Here is a 17,874-nt window from a genome sequence, read left to right on the forward strand (position 1 = left end):
TCAGCCGGGATGGGCCCGGCGCACACATAGGAGCACGGCACAAATGGACAGGACCGAACGCGAGGCAGCCCTGCAGTATCACGAGTTTCCTACGCGGGGGAAGATATCGGTGAGCGCAAGCAAACCGCTCGTCACGCAACGGGATCTCGCACTCGCCTATACGCCCGGCGTCGCCGTCGCATGCGAGGAAATCGCGGCGGACCCGCGCGAGTCGTTTCGCTACACGAGCCGAGGGAACCTGGTCGGCGTGATCACGAACGGCTCGGCGGTGCTGGGTCTCGGCAATATCGGTGCGCTTGCGTCCAAGCCGGTGATGGAGGGCAAGGCGGTCCTGTTCAAGAAGTTCGCGGGCATTGACGTCTTCGACATCGAAATTACCGAGAGCGATCCCAACAAGCTCGTGGATATTATCGCGAGTCTCGAAGCAACATTTGGCGGGATCAATCTGGAGGACATCAAGGCGCCCGATTGCTTTATCGTCGAGCAAAAGCTGCGCGACCGTATGAAGATTCCCGTTTTCCATGACGACCAGCACGGTACTGCGATCACCGTGTCCGCTGCGTTTCTCAACGGTCTGAAAGTGGTGGGCAAGGACATCTCGAAGGTGAAGGTCGTCACTTCAGGCGCAGGTGCCGCGGCGCTCGCGTGTCTCGAACTGATGGTCGATCTCGGGCTGCCGCGCGAAAACGTCTGGGTGACCGACATCGAAGGTGTGGTCTATCAAGGACGCAAGGCAGCGATGGACCCCGACAAGGCGCGCTTTGCACAGGCCACGTCGGCGCGGCTGCTGTCCGATGTCATCGAAGGCGCCGACGTGTTCCTTGGTCTTTCGGTGGGTGGCGTGCTGACCGCGGAGATGGTGAAGCAGATGGGGCCGCGTCCGCTGATTCTCGCGCTCGCCAATCCGACGCCGGAGATCTTTCCCGAGAAAGTGCGCGAGGCCCGTGATGACGCGGTGATCGCGACGGGCCGTTCGGACTATCCGAATCAGGTCAACAATGTCCTGTGCTTTCCCTATGTGTTCCGCGGTGCGCTCGACGTTGGTGCGACCACCATCACGCGGAACATGGAAGTGGCCGCCGTTCAAGCGATTGCCGGCCTCGCGCAAGAGGAACCGAACGACTCCGTCGCCGCCGCCTATGGTGCGTACGATCTTTCCTTCGGGCCGCAGTATCTGATTCCAAAGCCGTTCGATTCGCGGCTTATCGTGCGCATCGCACCCGCGGTCGCAAAGGCCGCGATGGAGGACGGCGTGGCTACGCGCCCGATTGCCGATTTCGACGCTTACGCGGATCAGCTTCAGCAGTTCGTCTATCACTCCGGCGCGTTCATGAAACCGCTGTTCTCGGCCGCGAAGCAATTCGTGCGCGAGGGTGGGAACTCGCGCATCGTTTTCACCGAGGGCGAGGAGGAGCGTGTTTTGAGGGCGGTTCAGGTGATCGTCGACGAGAAGCTGGCGCGGCCGATTCTTGTCGGCCGGCCGGAAGTGCTGCTGTCGAGAATAGAGAAATTCGGGCTGCGGCTGAAGCTGGGCGAGGACGTCGAGGTCACGAATCCAGAAAACGACGAACGCTTTCACCAATACTGGACGACGTATTGGGAACTGCGGTGCCGCGATGGAATTACGAAGGAAATGGCGCGCGTTGAAATGCGCCGCCGCCTGACGCTGATCGGCGCCATGATGGTACGACTGGGCGACGCGGACGGGATGATATGCGGCACCGTCGGTGCTTATCACAAGCATCTGCGCTTCATCGACGAAGTGATCGGCAGGAAACCCGACGCACAAACTTATGCGGCCATGAATATCCTGCTGCTCGACAAGCGCACGCTGGCACTCGTCGATACACACGTCAACGACAACCCGACTGCCGAACAGATCGCGGAGTTCACCATTGCGGCCTCAGCGCAAATGGCATGGTTGAATCTGTCGCCCAAAGTTGCGTTGTTATCGCGTTCGAACTTTGGCTCGGGCAGTTCCGCGTCGGGAGAGAAGATGCGCAAAGTACTCGCACTCGTCAGCGAAAAGGCACCCGACCTCGAGATCGACGGCGAAATGCACGGAGATTGCGCGCTGGATGAAGCGCTGCGTCAGCGTGTTTTGCCCACGTCGCGACTGAAGGGCGCGGCCAATCTGCTGGTCTGTCCGAATGTCGACTCGGCAAATATTGCGTATAACCTGCTGAAGACCGAGGCAGGAAGTAATGTCGCCGTGGGGCCGTTCCTGCTCGGCGTCAACGCGCCCGTCAACATACTGACGTCCAGTTCGACGGTTCGTCGAATCATCAATATGGCCGCGCTCACGGTGTTGCAGGCAAATCGCGACTAGGCGGCGGAGGTAGCGAGCTGTCGTCAAGGAAGTTCACGCTGGCCTGGTTGAATGACTTTGGATCCTGGGTTGCGTCTCTTCGTTGACAACCTGCTTCGATAAGCCGGGCGACGGCCATCATGGCTACAACTGGCGGACTTCTCAATAGCTCATCCTCAATGGCTCGCGCAGTTGGTTCGGAAGATCGCTGACGGACGACTGCGTAATCTCAAGCCTTTCTGCGGCCCGCGTGACATACCTCGCGGTCATGACAGGATCGAATACTCCCATCAGATTTCAGGTCGAGCCGGATACGTGCGGGATCGACTTTCGCTGAATAAGGGATTTCCCTCGATCGAATGCGTGGCACATTCTTTCTGCCGCAACGGCTGGCGCGCCGTTTAGTTGGGAGCGCCGATGCCGGGGGACACGCCCGTTCGATCATCAATATCTCCTCGGCGACGCATTTCTGATCGCTCCCAACAGAGCGGAGTACTGCATCTCGAAGTAGGCATTGACCACGGTAACGAAACTTTTCGCCGCCGGACTCGGCGAGCTTGGCGTACCGGTGTACGAGATACGGCCGTGAATTTTTCGAACCAGAATGACGGAAGTCGCACAGGCCGACGACGACGAGAAGATTCGACGAGGATTTTCGCCAATCGCGCGATGGAGGACAGTGGACGAGATCGGCAAGGCCGTCGCGTCGTTGGCGTTGGGCTGTTTGCCGTTTAGCACCGGAGACGCTTTGCATATCGATGGAGGTCTTCACATTCATCGAGTCTGAATTCGGAGAGTCGATCGAAGAGATCTGCGTCATCGCGATCGGTGATGGTGCCTTGCCAAAAGACCACGTCCAACCCGTATGGCCTCGGGCATGATGCTCTCACATCGGCATCAACCACATTGATGGAGCGCGACGAAGCAATGCAACCAGACCAGGCGACGGCTGGTCCGCGGACGCTTTGCGACAAGATCTGTCCGGGCTGGATCTTCGGCGTGTCCCAGAAGCGCCAGGGCAAAGTCAAGCGGCGAAGGACCTGAAGGGCATGCGTATCGGCGTGAGCGCGCCGGGTTCGAGCACGCACATGGCGGTCAACTACATTCTGCATAAGGCGGGGCTGCAGCCGACGGACGTGGCGATCATCGGTGTGGGCCAGGCGGCGGGCGCAGTCGCGGCGGTGCGGGCAGGGCAATTCGATGCGCTGATCGTCAACGATCCGAGTGCCACGATCCTGACGAAGGACGGCAGCCTCAAGCCGCTCGAGAACATGCGCACGGCCGAGGGCAACGTCAAGGTGTTCGGCTCCGATTACCCCGAGTCCAGCCTATTCGCGACGCAGGACTTCATCAGCAAGAATCCGAAGACGGTGCGAGCATGGCGGTTTTTTTGACCACGTTTCGCCGCTTCGCCTTCCCTGTAACGTCGCTGGCTTCGCTTTCGAAACGACAGGGCTACGCGTTCCCGCGATTCCCGTGTCGCCCTACGTGTCGGCGGGCGGCGTGTTTTCGGGCGACCTCGACCATACTTCGATCTTGCAACTGCTGGCGGAAAAGTTCGATTCGCACAAGGCTTACTCGCCGGCTGTTTCAGCGCGCAATGCGTACCCAGCCTGAGCAGCGCGCTGAACACCTCGGCGACAGCCGGTTCCCCGCCTGGTCTCGCGGGCGACGATAAGGTGTCATTCAAGACCACGTTCAACGGGGAGTTGAAGACGGGCCAGTCCGACGTAAATCAGGGGTTTCATGCGGTCGCACTTGGCGACGACGTACTATCATGCAATCGAAGGGAAGTCCACGCACTATGACCAAGTCGCTTAAAACACGATTGACACTTCCTGCCGCGGTGCTTTTGCTCGCTGGCTGTGTCGTCGGCGGCACGCCATATACCGGGCGGCATCTCAGCCCAGCAGAGTGCCGCGATCTGGCGGCGCTCAAAACCAACGCGCCTCCGACCTTGGCACAGCACCAGAATGAACTCGCGGCTCTGAGGAAAGCCGGTTACGACCCGTCGCCGTGGAATGACGACCCGTACTATCCGGATGATCTGCAAGCGGCCCAGCGCCTGGTCGACTATTGGTTCCAAACCGAGTGCCTGCTGCAATGATTGCGGTTGGCCAGCCGTCTTCGGCTATCAACCGCTTACTGCGTCTTCGTCAAATCCTGACCGATTGCTGCGACGACCGCCTGTTCGCAATCCTTGAGGCCTGCTACCGACTGGTCGAACTGGTCGGTCAGCGTGCCGAAGCTGCCAAAACGATATTTGGCGTCTGCTTCGATATGAATCGAATTGGCCTTGATGTCCCAGCCGCAAGCGAATGTCTTAAAGTACATGTCCTGCATGGACTTCGAATCGAGCAGGCGCGCACGGATAACGACCCACGGAATGAAGTCGCTCGTATTCGGTGGGGATGCATAGCCAAACGAAGTAATCCATACATTCAGGATGGCATCCGCGTCGGTCTTGATATCTGAGAAGTCGTCTGACTTGCCATCGCTTGCGAGCTTGACGCTCTGGCCATGCAACGCAACGATCTGATAGCCGGCATTGGAAAGTCGCTCTGTAAGCCCATTGTCAACAACGGGAGCGAAAACGATTTTTTCGCTCGCCACACGCTGCGTGTACGTACTCGTATGATTGGCGTTGACCCCTGCTTGCACCAATCCACCAATCAGTCCAAATGCTCCGGCAGCGCCACCGAAGTTCACCACGCTCTCTCCGCGCGGTTCCTTGACGTCCAACATGGCGATCGTATGGAGCTTTTGTCGATTGCTGGCGGCAAGGTCGTTTTTCGGAAGCGAAGCGCAACCGGTGAGCAGTGTTGTGACGACAAACCCCGCGGCGAGTAAGAACTTTGAAAGTGCTTTGGTCTTCATGATTCTGTATCTGTGGATTGAGAGCGTCGACGCCCAGCGCCTTTGAATAATGACCATCCCGGGAAATCAGGAACCGGCAAACCGTTTATCGGCATCACTGCTATGAACTTTAGAACTGCAACGGGGAGCAACGCCCTTGCCGATCCACGAGGACCTCGAACACTATTGCGCGCGTCCGGAGTCGACAAGCAGCAGGTTTAGGCGGCACGAAGTGCCGGCTCACGCAGAACGTCCGGATTAAGTTAAGAGCGCGAATGTGGGTCATAGCCTTACCGAAGTCCGACAGATTTCTTATCGCTTCTGAGGGGCAGCGCACGAAACACATCGCGGGCCTATACATTTCCCCAGATTTTTTACGTCAGAATCGTACGCAAAAGCAAACGAGAGGAAGGGCAACGGCACCTTCGCTTTTTCTGGTTGTTACATCGAGATCCTTTGTAACCGGCAGCGGACACAAGCGCAGCTCGACCATCTGGCTCCTGCGGTTTTCTCGCAGCGCTCTATCTGAACAAGATCGCTGCTAAACCCGTTGGCGTCCACGGATTCCGACCTCATCAACCCTCATGCCATGAATCCACGCCATAGCGCTACTACTGCGCCGCAACTCGCCCGTCCCGCGCACGCGCCATACATCGACGGTTTGCGTGCGGTCGCAGTATTGTCGGTTATCGTTTATCACATGTACGCGCAGTGGCTGCCCGGCGGGCTTGCGGGAGTCGACGTCTTTTTCGTGGTTTCCGGGTTTGTTGTCAGCGCTTCAGTTGGAAATCTCGAATCAATGCAATTTTCGCGCTTCGTGTTCTATTTCTATTCGCGTCGAGTGCAGCGGATCGTGCCAGCGCTGGTGGTGTGCCTGCTGGTGACCGGCTTGTTTTCAGCACTGTTCATTCCAAACGCATGGCTGAGCGATACCAACAAATACACCGGCTTCTTTGCTTTCTTTGGGTTGAGCAATCTGGTGCTCGCGTTCATCGGTGATGACTATTTTTCGCCACGCGCCGAATTCAACCCGTACCTGCATACCTGGTCGCTTGGGGTAGAAGAGCAGTTTTACCTGATCTTTCCGTTGCTTTTCTTCATGTGGGTGAGCAAACGTCCGAGAAAATCGCTTTGCGTTGTTCTGTTCGCCGGCGGGTTCGCTCTGTCCGTGTTGAGCGCATGGTGGCTTTCGAGGCGGAATGAAGGGATCGACTTTTACCTGATTCCAGGGCGTTTTTGGGAATTGGCATCCGGTATCCTGCTATACCAGTTGCTCGCGCTCGCGAAGCGCCCGCTCGGCGTGATCGACCGCAATGGGACGCTGGTTTCGATGGTGTTGCTCGGCGGTTCGCTGGTGCTGCTTGCGGCCGGTTTCAACGGCTTGCGCCCGCAGCAGCTTCCTTTTCCGGGTGCGCTGCTGCCGGTTGCCGGCACGCTTGGCGTACTGTATGCGCTGCACGGAAGAGAGCCGCGGGATTGGCTGCACAAGCTGCTCATTTCACCAGCGGTGACTTTCGTCGGCAAGATCTCATATTCGCTTTATCTCTGGCACTGGCCTGTGATCGTGCTGCTGCGGTGGACGACGGGGCTCGATGCGCCAGTCTGGCGCGTGCTTGCGGCCGTACTGACCTTCGCACTGGCGACAGCGTCCTGGTACTACGTCGAGAATCCGGTGCGGCGCTCGGCGGTCCTCAAAGGCATGCGGCGTCCCGCTGTCGTAGGTGCGGGCGTAGCTGCGTTGATGTGCGGAGCGCTGTTGTGGGCAGGCATTCAGGTAGCCCAGCTGAATCTGTCGCTGAGCGTGGTGTCACAACGTGCCGACGACTGGTATCCGAGCCGCCCCCTTGAGGCCAGCACTGACGGATGTCTGGACGCGTGGGATAGGACCAAGCTCAACGGGGGGCGCATATGGACGTATTCACGTGCGGGATGTTCGCTTCCGGCGACCTATCGCGGGCGCCTGTACGTGATCGGCGATTCGCATGCGATGGCCTACAACAGGATGTTGCGCGAATTCGCCCGGGATACTGGCGTGAAGGTCTTCGCGTACAACAATGGCGGCTGTCCGTTCATGGTTTTGCTGCCGCGCAAACAGGATGAGGTGGAGAGCTGTGCGCCGGAGACGGATGCGGCACTCGCTCAAATCGAGGCACAGGTCAGGCCTGGTGACGTGATCTTCCTGCCCTCGCTGCGACTGCCACGTTTCTCCGACGAGTGGGCCCGCTTCGACGACTCGAGCGCCCGGGACTACATGTTTGGTCCAGAGGCCGTGAAAAGCCGGGTAGACGGCGTGCGAGAGGCCATTCCAATCTTGCAGAAACTGGCAGCCAAAGGGGCGAAGGTCATCCTGGAGGGACCCACACCCGAGTTTCGGAGCCAGCCGTTCCGATGCTCGGACTGGTTCAATCGCGACAATCCGATCTGTTCCGGCGGCGACAGCATCGCGCGTGAGGATCTGGAAGCCTTGCGGGCGCCGGTGCTCGAATCGTATGCTCACATCGTGCAGGCGGTCCCTGAAGTTAGCGTATGGGACCCGTTGCCACCACTGTGTCCAGATTCGGTCTGCTCAACGCACACCGCCGACGGCCGGCCGCTCGTCTTCGATGGCGATCACCTCAGCGGCTATGCGAACAGGCTTCTGCTGCCAAGCTTTAAGCAGGTCGTCAGCAAGCTTATGGAAACGGGGTCCGCGAGCTGAGCGCTGACTAGCGCTCTGCCAATAGCGTCAGGGGACAATCGGCCAAATTGCGCAAGTCGATGCCCACATGCAGATCGCCGACGATCTGTAGCCAGAACTGATTAGTGACAATGGTCGGCCTTATCGAAATTGTCCGAAACGCCTTTATTCATTTTCGTTGGATTTCCTAAAGCAGACTTGCCAGGGCACTGACCTTGGGCTGCTGAGTGTCTTTGCGCCAGATGCAGGTCTACAACGTTGTGGGAGACACGGCCGACCATTGGTCGCGCACTGCAGTGTCACGACCGATACTCTAATGTGAAGCCACGTACACCGAGTCTCTGAATGTCCGTTTTGGAGAGCTGCGAAGATCTGTTGAGGGTCGAACTGCCCGCGGCGATAACACGTGTACTGCGAACAGATGCCGTCGGTGACCGCGCAATCGACTCACACACCGCAGTCGGCAACAAGTGGTTCGCTGGTGTGATAACGGCGAGGGCACGAATGGACGTTCGATCGCCCCTCACGCTCTGTTACCACCACGGTAGAGCCGTGGCATTCCTGAGTACTGGGTATGCAGATGAAGCGAGCCGGCATTATCGGAGATGCGCGGTACTAACGAGTCTGGCAAACCATACGAAAGGATTTTGCCTTTCACACGGACCGGCCTGCTGGTGCGGGCCGGTTGCGAGGATACTCCGCGATGACCTCGTCTGACCAAAACCCTGAATGGGCAAGCCCGCGATGAAAGTGGCGAGCGATCCGTCCTCGAGATCGAAATGGATGCGGCCGTGTCGCGTTTCGCAAGCTCGCGGCCCAATGTGGGAGTATCGGTGCAGTGGCGTTCTCACCAGTTGCTGCCCGGGATACCTGTCGAGGGTTTGCCGTACCAGGCGTTCTATCGCGATCGTCTTGGGAGTGCGCAAGCTGTTGCGGCGAGACGTGCCGAGGTTCTCGCGCGTCTTAGCCTCGAATGCGGCCTCGAGTACACGAGTCTGACGGCACACCAGGCGGCGTCAAAGCGTGCCGCGGACCTCCCCGGCCAGCGAAGCTCGTTCGGCGACACGCAGGCGAGCGGTGTGCCGCATTTCGTGTTCAACACGCGCTACTAGCTGTCGGGCGTCCACTCGCCAAAGGCGTTGGCAAGCGCCATGACGCTGGCAGTTGCGAATTGAAGTCGATCGGCAACGGGATAACTCGCCGTGTTGCGACCCATACGGACGTGATCAAAACGTATGCGTGCGACAGACAAGCTCGCAGGCGCCGCACCTGGCGGCGCCCGCGTTTGCAACGACTCGTGTGTCACCGCCGCATGAGGCCCATCACGAGCGTAACAAGGAAAATCACGACGAATATGACGAAAAGTATTTTTGCGATGCTGGCTGCGCCTGCGGCGATGCCGCCAAAGCCGAACGCTGCGGCAATGATCGCAATGATGAAAAATACAAGGGCGTAATACAACATGATGTGTCCTCCTTCCATCGGGGGCAGTTCGTCTCAGGTGCACGCATGACGCTTTCATGGCAGCAATTCCCGTTCCCCGCTGGGTGGCGCAGGCAAATCAACGCCAGGCGAACGAAATCAGCCAGCGATCGCAGTGCTCCGGAATTGCCGCGTGGCAGGCCCTTCCATTCATGGATTTGGTCCGATGAATGACCCTCCGGTTCATTCATCGCGGCCGGCGGCTTCGACCTCTCAAGCGCAGAAAACCTCTCCGTTTAAGCCTCGGAACTTCTATCGGCCTCGATCTGCCGGTTCGCTTCCGGTACAGGCTGCGCGGGAATGCTCGTTGCGCACCCGCGGCAAGGATCGTTAGCGACGCTAGATTGGCGCCTTCTCGAGATGACAAGAAAACTCCCTCCGCTCAACGCTGTGAGAGCCTTCGAAGCAGCGGGCAGGCATGTGAGCTTTACGAGGGCCGCCACGGAGCTAAACGTGACCCATGGCGCCGTCAGCCGACAGGTTGCGTCGCTGGAGGAATGGCTCGGCGTGCCGCTATTCATGCGCACTGCCTCGCAGCTGGTGCTGACAGAAGCAGGCCGGTGCTATCTCGCCGAGGCGACCGCGGTGCTAGACCGCCTTGCCGTCGCGTCGATGCATCTCGTGGACCAGGTGGTACCCAGCGCGCTAACCATCAATGCGCCACCCACTTTTACGATGCGCTGGCTCATTGCGCGCATCTCGAGTTTCCAGCGCAGGCGGCCCGACGTCGAGATCCGCTTCACGACGTCGATCGCACCGGTCAATTTCCATGAAAATGCCTACGATATTGCGATTCGCGGTGCGTGCGAGCCGATCCAGGGCTGCGTGTCATTGCCGTTCATGACCGAGGTGATCGTGCCGCTTTGCCACTGTGATCTGCTTGAGGGAGGATGTCTGCGCGAACCCGGTGACCTCGCGGGCCACACGCTCATCCACTATGTGACGGAGCCGTACCCATGGGAGGAATGGCTTGATGAGGCCGGTGTGCCAGGTCTGAAGCCAATCGGCCAACTGAAGTTCGAACAGATGTACTTTGCGTTGCACGCGGCCGCCGAGGGGCTAGGCATCGCCCTGGTGCCGCTTTTTCTCGCCATCGACGAGATCGTTTCGAACCGATTATGCGTTCCTTTTGGTCCGCGCGCAGCGCGGTACCGGAAGTACTTTGCGTGCGCGAGCCACATGAACCCTGTGACGGAAAGCTTTTACGAATGGCTATTGAAGGAAGGCCAGGACACTGAACAGTCGATCGCAGCCTGGGCTGCGTCGGCCGGCTGGCCAGCCAGCGTCGTTTCCGGCTGAGTGTGCTTGGCGGTGGAAGCGCATCGAGCTCATCGATCGCATCCTGCAACCGTCGGCAACGCGGCTGCCGACAGCTCGTCTGCGAGTGTGAGCGGTATTCACACGCCGTGAGTTAATGTCGTTTGCAGGCAAACGGAAATGGATCGACCATTTTCAAACCCGGTTAAGTGAGCCGGCTCACGCATACCCTCGCGCTTCCATCAGGGGAATAAGTCATGAGTGAAACCTGCTGGGCCTCTTTATCGGAGGCTCCTCCCTTGGCATCCCCGCGCTCATGGTGATTGGCCACTATCGGCGTGAGCGGTCGCGGTCAAGAATGCTACGACATCTGAATCATCATGAATGGTGGCATCAAACGCATCGGCGAATGTGATTGCACCGTCGCGCGTGGAAACGCGACGAGCGTCTAAAGATAACAACGGAGAGCACCGTCATGAGTTGGTTGAGAGAATCGGTCTCGACGAGAGAGCCGAGGTATGACCGGACTCAGTCGGCTAGCACAAGAGAAAGATGGATGAAAACAAAAACATTCAGGAAAGGGCCTGCGGAAAGGACGAGTCCTTATACCCCACATACTGCCGAAGCGGCGATAACCCATCTCGAACGGATCCTGTCAGCCGATGGCGCAAACTCTCTATTCGGCCGGACCTACTGGCGTGCGCGGCTTGAACAGGTAAGCGCGACACCGGGGCTGGCTCCGGAGCAGCGAGCAAGGCTTGCAAAACTTCTTAAGTCTCTTGGGCCCGCGTTTGAGGACAATGGTTCATCTTAGGCACTGAGCCGGGCCAAGCCTGACATCCGTCAGTCGGCGACAACCACATCAACGGAAAGTCGATAAATATTCATGGTGCCGATCGGCCCTCGCGAGCGCGTCTTACTTCAAACCCGTCGGCGGCGCAGATGGCGCCCCATGCGGTCAATGTTTCCATATCGTCGTCAACCTCGCGTCAAGGACGCCATACTGACCGCGCGTTGGACGTCGATGGGAGTTTCCGGTTGGGCAGCACCTGAGGTGCGGCTACTCATGACGCGTGTCTGGCATAGTCGTTGCGCTTCGGGAAATGCCGGCGTGCGAAATCTGGCACCCCCACCGGGTATAGCGCAGATTCGTCCCACGTCGTTGCCGCGAGTTTGCGGTCACTGAAGGGAGGCAATCATGAAAGCAACGAAGACAGCAACCGTATGTGTTGCATTGGCGCTAGCGTCGGTCGGCGCGGCCTATGGGCAGGGCGGTGGAGGCGGTGGAGGCGGTGGAGGCGGCGGGACGAGCGCTGGTGCTGGCGTGGCGGGAGGAGCCAACGGAGCGGGCCAGGGTGGTGCGGGAATAAGTGCGCCGAACACAGGCGCGACCAGTGGTTCGACATCCATGTCGAAAGGTTCGACGGCGAGCTCGCCGACCCGACTCCCACAGAAAGGCTCACACGCTAAAGGCGCGTCGGACACGGCTGCATCAGGTGCGCAGTAAACAGGCGCAGCGAGGCGATGTCCGATGAGCTGCTTACTCGTGTACTCGTTCTGTCAGTCGCATCTTTGCATCCCGGCGCGGACGCATGGGGGTTCAAGGAACGACCACTGATACAACGAAAACAGGCTGAAGCCGAAGCCGCGCCAACGGAGGACCAATGACTCAGTCATGCATTGCCATAACTGTCCGCCGCGAGGACCCTGCCTCGCTTGATGGACAAATCCTGCTTGATGAACTCAGCGCCACGCTGGCGGTATTTTCAGGCGATGGCGGGCAGTCGAGGTTTTGTCTCGCCGATTTTCACTCATCGCACGGACGGTTTTTTGTTGCCCGCACCCTTGCCGGTGAACCGGTTGGGTGCGGCGCATTCTGGCATTTCGACTCGCGCACGGCGGAACTCAAGAGAATCTACAGCAGGCCGCATTATTCAGGTGTCGGCAAAGTGATTCTGCAGCAGCTTGAAGTCAACGCGGCGGCAGCCGGTTATAAAAGGCTGGTCCTCGAGACTCGCGCGGTGAACCGGCGCGCGATCCGATTTTATGAGCGCAACGGCTTCAGGGCCGTTCAACGGTACGGTTCCTATATAGAACAGTGCGATGCGTGCTGCTTCGAAAAGATGCTCGTTGCCGCGGGAGGTGAAGAGGCTGGTTGGCCGACCGGCAGGCAAGGCGGCGCAGATCGATCAATGCGCGAACGCGGATGTGGCGATGCCGATCGAATTGACCGTCGCTAACGAAGCCGAATAGGTGGGTCCATGACATGAGCAGCCGGTGGAACTCCTCGCGGACCCGTCGCGCCCATGCTCCTGTGGGTGAGCCCGGGACGTTCCCCGTTCTGATCGAGCCACAGCTCGCTACGCTGGTCGATCGCGCACCGGCGGGCGGCGACTGGTCCTACGAAATCAAGTTCGACGGCTATCGGATGATGGTCCGGATCGAGCGTGGCACCGTCCAGATCTTCACCCGCAACGGACATGATTGGACTTCGCGTTTGCGCAGTCTGACCGACGCACTCACGGCTTTGCCAGTCGAGGAGGTGTGGCTCGACGGCGAGGTGGTCGTGTTGGACGCGGAAGGTCGCCCCGACTTCAATGCGCTTCAGAATGCCTTCGACCGGCGCAGCACCGCGGACATCGTCCTGTTCGTCTTCGATATCCTCTGGCTGAACGGCACCGATCTGCGTGAACACCCGTTGCGTGTGCGTCGCAAGCTTCTTCGCGCATTGATGCATGAAACGGACGCCGATGTGTTGCGCTTGTCGGAAGACTTCGCGAAAGACCCGGTGTCGCTGGTCGCTTCAGCTTGCCGCATGAAGCTCGAAGGGATCATCGGCAAGCGCGGCGATGCGCCATACCGCTCCGGACGGTCTACCGAGTGGATCAAGCTCAAATGCAATTTGCGCCAGGAATTCGTGGTCGGCGGCTTCACCCGGACCAAAGGTGCGCGCTCAGGTGTTCATTCCCTGCTGCTCGGCGTGTACGAACAGGATGGGTCGCTGCGCTACGCGGGCAACGTCAAGCCATACCTGTCCAGTCGCGCCACGAACGCTTTCCTGCGGCGTGCCGGCACGGTCACCGCTAGTAAAACAGCGTTCTACAACCCTCCCAAACCGGAAAAAAACCGCGACTACCTCTGGTTGGAGCCGGTGCTCGTCGTCGAGTGTTCGTTCCTCGAATGGACGCCCGCCGGCGAAGTCCGACATCCGGTTTTTCACGCGATCCGGGAAGACAAGGCCGCTGGCTCGATCACCGAAGAACCGATGATCGCCGTCGAGTCGGACGAACCGGTCGAGGCCGATGCGGGTTCGACTCGCCAGCGTCCAGGGCCGAAAGGTGCGGTGACGATCGGCGGCATCCGGATATCCAACCCCGAGCGGGTCATGGATGAGGTGACCGGGCACACCAAGCGCGACATGGTCGAGTACTACGCTGCGATATCCGAATGGGCGTTGCCGCATCTGCATAATCGGCCGTTGGCGTTGGTTCGCGCGCCAAACGGAATTAAAGGCGAGTTGTTCTTCCAGAAACACAGCGAAAAGTTCCAGATTCCCGGCGTCGAAGAACTGCCGCCGGAATTGCATCCGAGGCATCCGCCGCTGCTGGTTGCCAACAAACCGGAGGCGCTGGTCGGTCTCGCCCAGATGGGCGTTGTCGAACTGCACTGCTGGAACGCCGCGGCACCCGACCTCGAGCATCCCGACAGGATCATCTTCGACCTCGATCCCGACCCGAACCTGCCATGGAGTGCAATGCTGGAAGCGGCAGAACTGCTAAAGGTCGTACTCGACGAGATAGGTCTGCGGTCATTCCCAAAAACCAGCGGAGGCAAAGGATTCCACGTCGTCGTGCCATTGACGCGACGACAGGCCTGGGATGAAGCGAAGGGGTTCGCGCAGGCGGTCGCCCGTCACATGTCGCGGGTGGTACCGGACCGCTTTTCGGCGGTCCTTGGTCCTAAAAACCGCATCGACAAAATCTTTATCGACTATCTTCGCAATGGCCGCGGCGCGAGCACCGTTGCCCCTTTCTCAGTCAGGGCGCGTTCCGGAATGGCGGTTTCGATGCCGGTGTCGTGGGACGAATTGCGGCGGGTCGGCCGAGGCGACGAATGGACCATGCGCAAGGCGATCGAACGTCAGCGTTCGCTGCAGTTCGATCCATGGGAAGACTACTGGCGCACGCGGCAGGGAATCACCGCCGCAATGCGCCGCGCCGTGGGCATGAAGCGCTAGCTGCCGCGCTGCTCGGTGCCTTTCAGCTCAGCGTGCCGGTGCGAATGCGTCGCTGCGTACTTGAGCTCGTAGTGAGCTCCTTTGCCGCTGCGTGTCGGGGGAAAATGCTCTCCCTCTACGCACGTTACTTCGAAAGTCCCCTTGCCATCGTCATGGACGACCGAATAGATGCCGGACGTTTTGACGATCTCGCCGGGCTTGAAAGAGTTATCGCCTGCCATGTTGACTCCTCCGTTGATGAATAAACCGGTCCAGCAATGGCTGTACCACGCGCGCCCATGGGGATGTTGATGATTTCCGTCGCGGTGGTGCGATAGGTTCGGACAGCCGTTTGACGACGGCACGTCCGTTGCTCCTACACGGTGGCGCTTGCGATGGCGTCGGCGCGATCGACACGCCGCATCGGCGCACGCGTATCCGCGAATCCCGACCCTGTTGGCCCGCGCGACGGGCCCATCGACTACGAGGCACGACATGAGAGCCCTTTGCTGGCACGGCAAGAAAGACGTCCGCGTCGACAACGTCCCGGACCCGGTCATCGAGCATCCGCGCGATGCGATCATCAAGGTGTCCAGTTGCGCGATCTGCGGTTCGGACCTGCATCTGTTCGATGGCTTTATGCCGTCGATGAAGTCGGGCGACATCCTCGGTCACGAGTTCATGGGGGAGGTCGTCGAAGTCGGCTCCGGCAACGCGAGGCTGAAAGTGGGCGAGCGCGTCGTCGTGCCGTTTACGATCGCGTGCGGCGAGTGCGATCAGTGCCGGCGTGGCTTCTTTTCGGTGTGTGAGCGTTCGAACCGCAACAAGGAGATGGCCGACAAGGTGTTCGGCCATACCACCGCTGGCCTGTTCGGCTATTCGCATCTGACGGGCGGCTATCCGGGCGGGCAAGCCGAATACGTGCGCGTGCCGTTCGCGGACGTCACGCCGGTCAAGATTCCCGACGGCCTGACCGACGAACAGGTGTTGTTTCTTGGCGATATTTTGCCGACCGGCTGGCAGGCCGCGGTGCAATGCGAAATACAGCCGACCGACACTGTCGCGATCTGGGGCGCTGGCCCGGTCGGCCAGTTCGCGATCCGCAGTGCGATCCTGCTCGGCGCAAAGCAGGTGATCGTGATCGACCGCGTTCCCGAGCGCCTCGACATGGCGCGCGCCGTCGGCGCGATCACGATCAACTTCGAGGACGAGAGCGTGCTCGACCGGTTGAAGGAACTAACGCAGGGCAAGGGTCCGGAAAAATGCATCGACGCGGTCGGTATGGAATCGCATGCGACGCGCTCGTTCGATGCGCTTTACGACCGCGCAAAGCAGGCGGTGATGCTCGAAACGGACCGTCCGCATGTGCTGCGCGAAATGATCTACGTATGCCGCCCGGCGGGCGTGCTGTCGATTCCGGGCGTGTATGGTGGGCTGATCGACAAGATCCCGTTCGGCGCCGCGATGAACAAGGGCTTGACGTTTCGCATGGGGCAGACGCACGTGAATCGCTGGACCGACGATCTGCTGAAGCGGATCCAGGATGGGCATATCGATCCGTCGTTCGTGATCACCCATACGGTTCCACTCGAACAAGGGCCCGACATGTACCGCGTGTTTCGGGAGAAGGAAGACGGCTGCATCAAGGTGGTGATGAAACCGTAGAACTTCCAGGCACTTTCTTCATTTCGTATCGGCGGCGACAACAAAGGCGCACAGCCGACCCTTCATGTGTTTGAGCAGAAGGGCGGCTGGCACCGGGACGTCAGTGCGAGTTGCAAAGTCGCCAGCGGGATCCCGGCGGCCTCAGGGCGAACGCCCCGCAGTCTTTCAGCCTTGCGCAAATCTGTACCAGCAGTGCCGGCGGCGGATCGGCGGCGACCAGCAATGCGTGGGCGGCACGGCTGTCCTCACGCAGGCTCGCCACGAAACAGTCGGCTTGCGGCTCGACGAACCGGTTGACGGCGTTCAACCCCCATTCCCCGTGAGCCGCATATTCCGCATGATCCATTTCGTGCGTCGGGAGCACCCATTTCGCGGCGCCAGGCGAAGCCGCGAGTGAGAAAACGAACACGTCCAGCTCACATAAGCCGGACTCAGCGAGAGCCTGGCGTGCGTCGGAAGCATCGCGATACGAGCGAAAGATTGCGCTCAGATACTCGGCCATTTGGCGCCCCGTCCTTTTTTCTATCGCTTAAGCGGGAAGCACGCTCTGTGCCGCGTTCCGGCCTCCGGTCGAGATTTCAGCGGCTACGCCAGTCCGTGAACCTCAGCCACATCGCACAGCAGGCGCGGGTGCCTGGGATCGGAGACGTCGATCTGGTTCCACGCAATCCGATGATGCCGCCGGCGCCCCTTGCGCTGTGCCACTTCACGCAACAGCCTTGGCAGCCAGCGGACGGCGAGCCGCTCGACCAATGCACTCGGACCGATGTGAAATTCGCTGATCATCCAGGCGTCGTGGTCGCGAACCACCTTGATCGCCTCTATGCGGCCTAGTGATGAGCCGTCTCGCGTCAGCACTTGCCGACCGACGATCAGATCGATGTTGATCTGCGCCATCATCGCGATCCCGGAATACGCTCGACGATGTGCTCGCGTAGCCAGCGCTGCCAGTTGCCAAGCGGGGTATCGCGCGCATCCAGGTCCACCTCGATGTCGACCTCCATGCGACGGACCCGACTCCACGGAATCCGGTACGGTTCGACGTAACGCGCGCCGCCGATTTTGCCAGCGAGTCGCGCGACCCGACGCCCGGCGTGCTCGCCAATGCGTCGCGCCATCGCGACTGATCCGGTCTCGAGCGCAACCAATTCGGGCGGGCGCCCCGGCCGTAATTCGGCGACGATACCGTCGACCCGCCCCATCTTTGCACCGCGCGGTGAAGGAGACGATGATGGAGAGGAAGCCGCGGTCGCTGCATGCCATGGCGGACAAATGGCTCGGCTTGCAGCCAGAGAAGCAGGTACGCGCAAAGCGGTTAGCGCATGGCCGACGCTGGCGGGGGTCGTGCGTCTACGTTAGCGCGGCCGGCGCCATGGGCGAAGTGGGGATGTTCTTCTTCCATCACGACGATGG

At 59.9% G+C, this 17,874-nt stretch carries 17 protein-coding genes; 10 read left to right on the forward strand and 7 right to left on the reverse strand.

The genetic code is table 11. The annotated features are described in order from the left end of the window. Positions 1–43 precede the first annotated feature (43 nt). Positions 44–2,329 carry an NADP-dependent malic enzyme gene (locus AB3X89_RS01320; protein ID WP_368581446.1) on the forward strand — a complete coding sequence of 762 codons (2,286 nt, stop codon included), beginning with the start codon at positions 44–46 and terminating at the stop codon, positions 2,327–2,329. A gap of 141 nt (positions 2,330–2,470) precedes the next feature. Here the strand turns inward: AB3X89_RS01320 and AB3X89_RS01325 are convergent, their stop codons facing one another. After that, on the reverse strand, positions 2,471–2,599 hold the full coding sequence (locus AB3X89_RS01325; protein ID WP_368581447.1) for a LysR family transcriptional regulator: 129 nt from the start codon (positions 2,597–2,599) through the stop codon (positions 2,471–2,473). Between the two features lie 758 nt (positions 2,600–3,357). Here AB3X89_RS01325 and AB3X89_RS01330 point away from each other — a divergent pair. From AB3X89_RS01330 to AB3X89_RS01340, 3 genes are all read left to right on the forward strand, one after another. Continuing rightward, on the forward strand, positions 3,358–3,702 hold the full coding sequence (locus tag AB3X89_RS01330) for an ABC transporter substrate-binding protein (RefSeq protein WP_368581448.1): 345 nt from the start codon (positions 3,358–3,360) through the stop codon (positions 3,700–3,702). Next, a complete protein-coding gene (locus AB3X89_RS01335; protein ID WP_368581685.1) occupies positions 3,668–3,925 on the forward strand; it encodes an alkaline phosphatase family protein in 258 nt (85 codons plus the stop codon). Before AB3X89_RS01330 ends, AB3X89_RS01335 begins: the two co-directional genes overlap by 35 nt. 187 nt (positions 3,926–4,112) lie before the next feature. Then, on the forward strand, positions 4,113–4,415 hold the full coding sequence (locus tag AB3X89_RS01340) for a DUF4148 domain-containing protein (protein ID WP_368581449.1): 303 nt from the start codon (positions 4,113–4,115) through the stop codon (positions 4,413–4,415). A 35-nt stretch (positions 4,416–4,450) separates the two neighbouring features. Here AB3X89_RS01340 and AB3X89_RS01345 read toward each other — a convergent pair whose 3' ends face one another. Next, entirely contained in the window at positions 4,451–5,185 is a 735-nt protein-coding gene (locus tag AB3X89_RS01345) for a hypothetical protein (protein ID WP_368581450.1), read from the reverse strand. Between the two features lie 568 nt (positions 5,186–5,753). On the opposite strand from AB3X89_RS01345, the gene AB3X89_RS01350 reads away from it, so the two are divergent. Further along, positions 5,754–7,862 carry an acyltransferase family protein gene (locus tag AB3X89_RS01350; RefSeq protein ID WP_368581451.1) on the forward strand — a complete coding sequence of 703 codons (2,109 nt, stop codon included), beginning with the start codon at positions 5,754–5,756 and terminating at the stop codon, positions 7,860–7,862. Positions 7,863–8,620: 758 nt separating this feature from the next. Further along, entirely contained in the window at positions 8,621–8,953 is a 333-nt protein-coding gene (locus tag AB3X89_RS01355; protein ID WP_368581452.1) for a hypothetical protein, read from the forward strand. A 190-nt stretch (positions 8,954–9,143) separates the two neighbouring features. Here AB3X89_RS01355 and AB3X89_RS01360 read toward each other — a convergent pair whose 3' ends face one another. Next, complete coding sequence (locus tag AB3X89_RS01360) at positions 9,144–9,305, reverse strand: DUF1328 family protein (RefSeq protein ID WP_176122082.1); 162 nt, start codon at positions 9,303–9,305, stop codon at positions 9,144–9,146. Positions 9,306–9,623: 318 nt separating this feature from the next. Here AB3X89_RS01360 and AB3X89_RS01365 point away from each other — a divergent pair, with 318 nt between their 5' ends. From AB3X89_RS01365 to ligD, 3 genes are all read left to right on the forward strand, one after another. Continuing rightward, positions 9,624–10,622 (forward strand): LysR substrate-binding domain-containing protein, encoded by a 999-nt coding sequence (locus tag AB3X89_RS01365; protein ID WP_368581453.1) that lies wholly within the window; start codon positions 9,624–9,626, stop codon positions 10,620–10,622. Positions 10,623–12,244: 1,622 nt separating this feature from the next. After that, complete coding sequence (locus tag AB3X89_RS01370) at positions 12,245–12,820, forward strand: GNAT family N-acetyltransferase (protein ID WP_368581454.1); 576 nt, start codon at positions 12,245–12,247, stop codon at positions 12,818–12,820. Positions 12,821–12,846: 26 nt separating this feature from the next. After that, positions 12,847–14,817, forward strand: a complete 1,971-nt coding sequence (gene ligD, locus AB3X89_RS01375) for a DNA ligase D (RefSeq protein ID WP_368581455.1) — start codon at positions 12,847–12,849, stop codon at positions 14,815–14,817. Here the strand turns inward: ligD and AB3X89_RS01380 are convergent. Further along, positions 14,814–15,038, reverse strand: a complete 225-nt coding sequence (locus AB3X89_RS01380) for a hypothetical protein (RefSeq protein WP_368581456.1) — start codon at positions 15,036–15,038, stop codon at positions 14,814–14,816. The two genes, ligD and AB3X89_RS01380, sit on opposite strands and share 4 nt — an antisense overlap. 253 nt (positions 15,039–15,291) lie before the next feature. Between AB3X89_RS01380 and AB3X89_RS01385 the strand changes: the two genes are divergently transcribed. Beyond that, positions 15,292–16,461, forward strand: coding sequence for a zinc-dependent alcohol dehydrogenase (locus AB3X89_RS01385; RefSeq protein WP_368581457.1), 1,170 nt, complete (start codon positions 15,292–15,294; stop codon positions 16,459–16,461). Between the two features lie 100 nt (positions 16,462–16,561). Here AB3X89_RS01385 and AB3X89_RS01390 read toward each other — a convergent pair whose 3' ends face one another. The 3 genes from AB3X89_RS01390 to AB3X89_RS01400 form a co-directional block, all read right to left on the reverse strand. Further along, positions 16,562–16,963 carry a hypothetical protein gene (locus AB3X89_RS01390; protein ID WP_368581458.1) on the reverse strand — a complete coding sequence of 134 codons (402 nt, stop codon included), beginning with the start codon at positions 16,961–16,963 and terminating at the stop codon, positions 16,562–16,564. Positions 16,964–17,046: 83 nt separating this feature from the next. After that, positions 17,047–17,361, reverse strand: coding sequence for a hypothetical protein (locus tag AB3X89_RS01395; protein ID WP_368581459.1), 315 nt, complete (start codon positions 17,359–17,361; stop codon positions 17,047–17,049). Then, positions 17,358–17,663 (reverse strand): hypothetical protein, encoded by a 306-nt coding sequence (locus AB3X89_RS01400; protein ID WP_368581460.1) that lies wholly within the window; start codon positions 17,661–17,663, stop codon positions 17,358–17,360. Before AB3X89_RS01400 ends, AB3X89_RS01395 begins: the two co-directional genes overlap by 4 nt. Positions 17,664–17,874: the final 211 nt, after the last annotated feature.

Origin of the sequence: Paraburkholderia sp. BR14320 (assembly GCF_040948665.1) — a bacterium.
Lineage (GTDB): Bacteria > Pseudomonadota > Gammaproteobacteria > Burkholderiales > Burkholderiaceae > Paraburkholderia > Paraburkholderia youngii.

What these genes read in the sequence shown, in the direction of transcription:
- AB3X89_RS01360 (WP_176122082.1), bottom strand. Translation starts at nt 9,305, where the DNA reads ATGTTGTATTACGCCCTTGTATTTTTCATCATTGCGATCATTGCCGCA.
- AB3X89_RS01380 (WP_368581456.1), bottom strand. Translation starts at nt 15,038, where the DNA reads ATGGCAGGCGATAACTCTTTCAAGCCCGGCGAGATCGTCAAAACGTCC.
- AB3X89_RS01330 (WP_368581448.1), top strand. Translation starts at nt 3,358, where the DNA reads ATGCGTATCGGCGTGAGCGCGCCGGGTTCGAGCACGCACATGGCGGTC.
- AB3X89_RS01325 (WP_368581447.1), bottom strand. Translation starts at nt 2,599, where the DNA reads ATGGGAGTATTCGATCCTGTCATGACCGCGAGGTATGTCACGCGGGCC.
- AB3X89_RS01355 (WP_368581452.1), top strand. Translation starts at nt 8,621, where the DNA reads ATGGATGCGGCCGTGTCGCGTTTCGCAAGCTCGCGGCCCAATGTGGGA.
- AB3X89_RS01340 (WP_368581449.1), top strand. Translation starts at nt 4,113, where the DNA reads ATGACCAAGTCGCTTAAAACACGATTGACACTTCCTGCCGCGGTGCTT.
- AB3X89_RS01390 (WP_368581458.1), bottom strand. Translation starts at nt 16,963, where the DNA reads ATGGCCGAGTATCTGAGCGCAATCTTTCGCTCGTATCGCGATGCTTCC.
- AB3X89_RS01400 (WP_368581460.1), bottom strand. Translation starts at nt 17,663, where the DNA reads ATGGGGCGGGTCGACGGTATCGTCGCCGAATTACGGCCGGGGCGCCCG.
- AB3X89_RS01395 (WP_368581459.1), bottom strand. Translation starts at nt 17,361, where the DNA reads ATGATGGCGCAGATCAACATCGATCTGATCGTCGGTCGGCAAGTGCTG.
- AB3X89_RS01370 (WP_368581454.1), top strand. Translation starts at nt 12,245, where the DNA reads ATGACTCAGTCATGCATTGCCATAACTGTCCGCCGCGAGGACCCTGCC.
- ligD (WP_368581455.1), top strand. Translation starts at nt 12,847, where the DNA reads ATGAGCAGCCGGTGGAACTCCTCGCGGACCCGTCGCGCCCATGCTCCT.
- AB3X89_RS01345 (WP_368581450.1), bottom strand. Translation starts at nt 5,185, where the DNA reads ATGAAGACCAAAGCACTTTCAAAGTTCTTACTCGCCGCGGGGTTTGTC.
- AB3X89_RS01350 (WP_368581451.1), top strand. Translation starts at nt 5,754, where the DNA reads ATGAATCCACGCCATAGCGCTACTACTGCGCCGCAACTCGCCCGTCCC.
- AB3X89_RS01365 (WP_368581453.1), top strand. Translation starts at nt 9,624, where the DNA reads ATGCTCGTTGCGCACCCGCGGCAAGGATCGTTAGCGACGCTAGATTGG.
- AB3X89_RS01320 (WP_368581446.1), top strand. Translation starts at nt 44, where the DNA reads ATGGACAGGACCGAACGCGAGGCAGCCCTGCAGTATCACGAGTTTCCT.
- AB3X89_RS01385 (WP_368581457.1), top strand. Translation starts at nt 15,292, where the DNA reads ATGAGAGCCCTTTGCTGGCACGGCAAGAAAGACGTCCGCGTCGACAAC.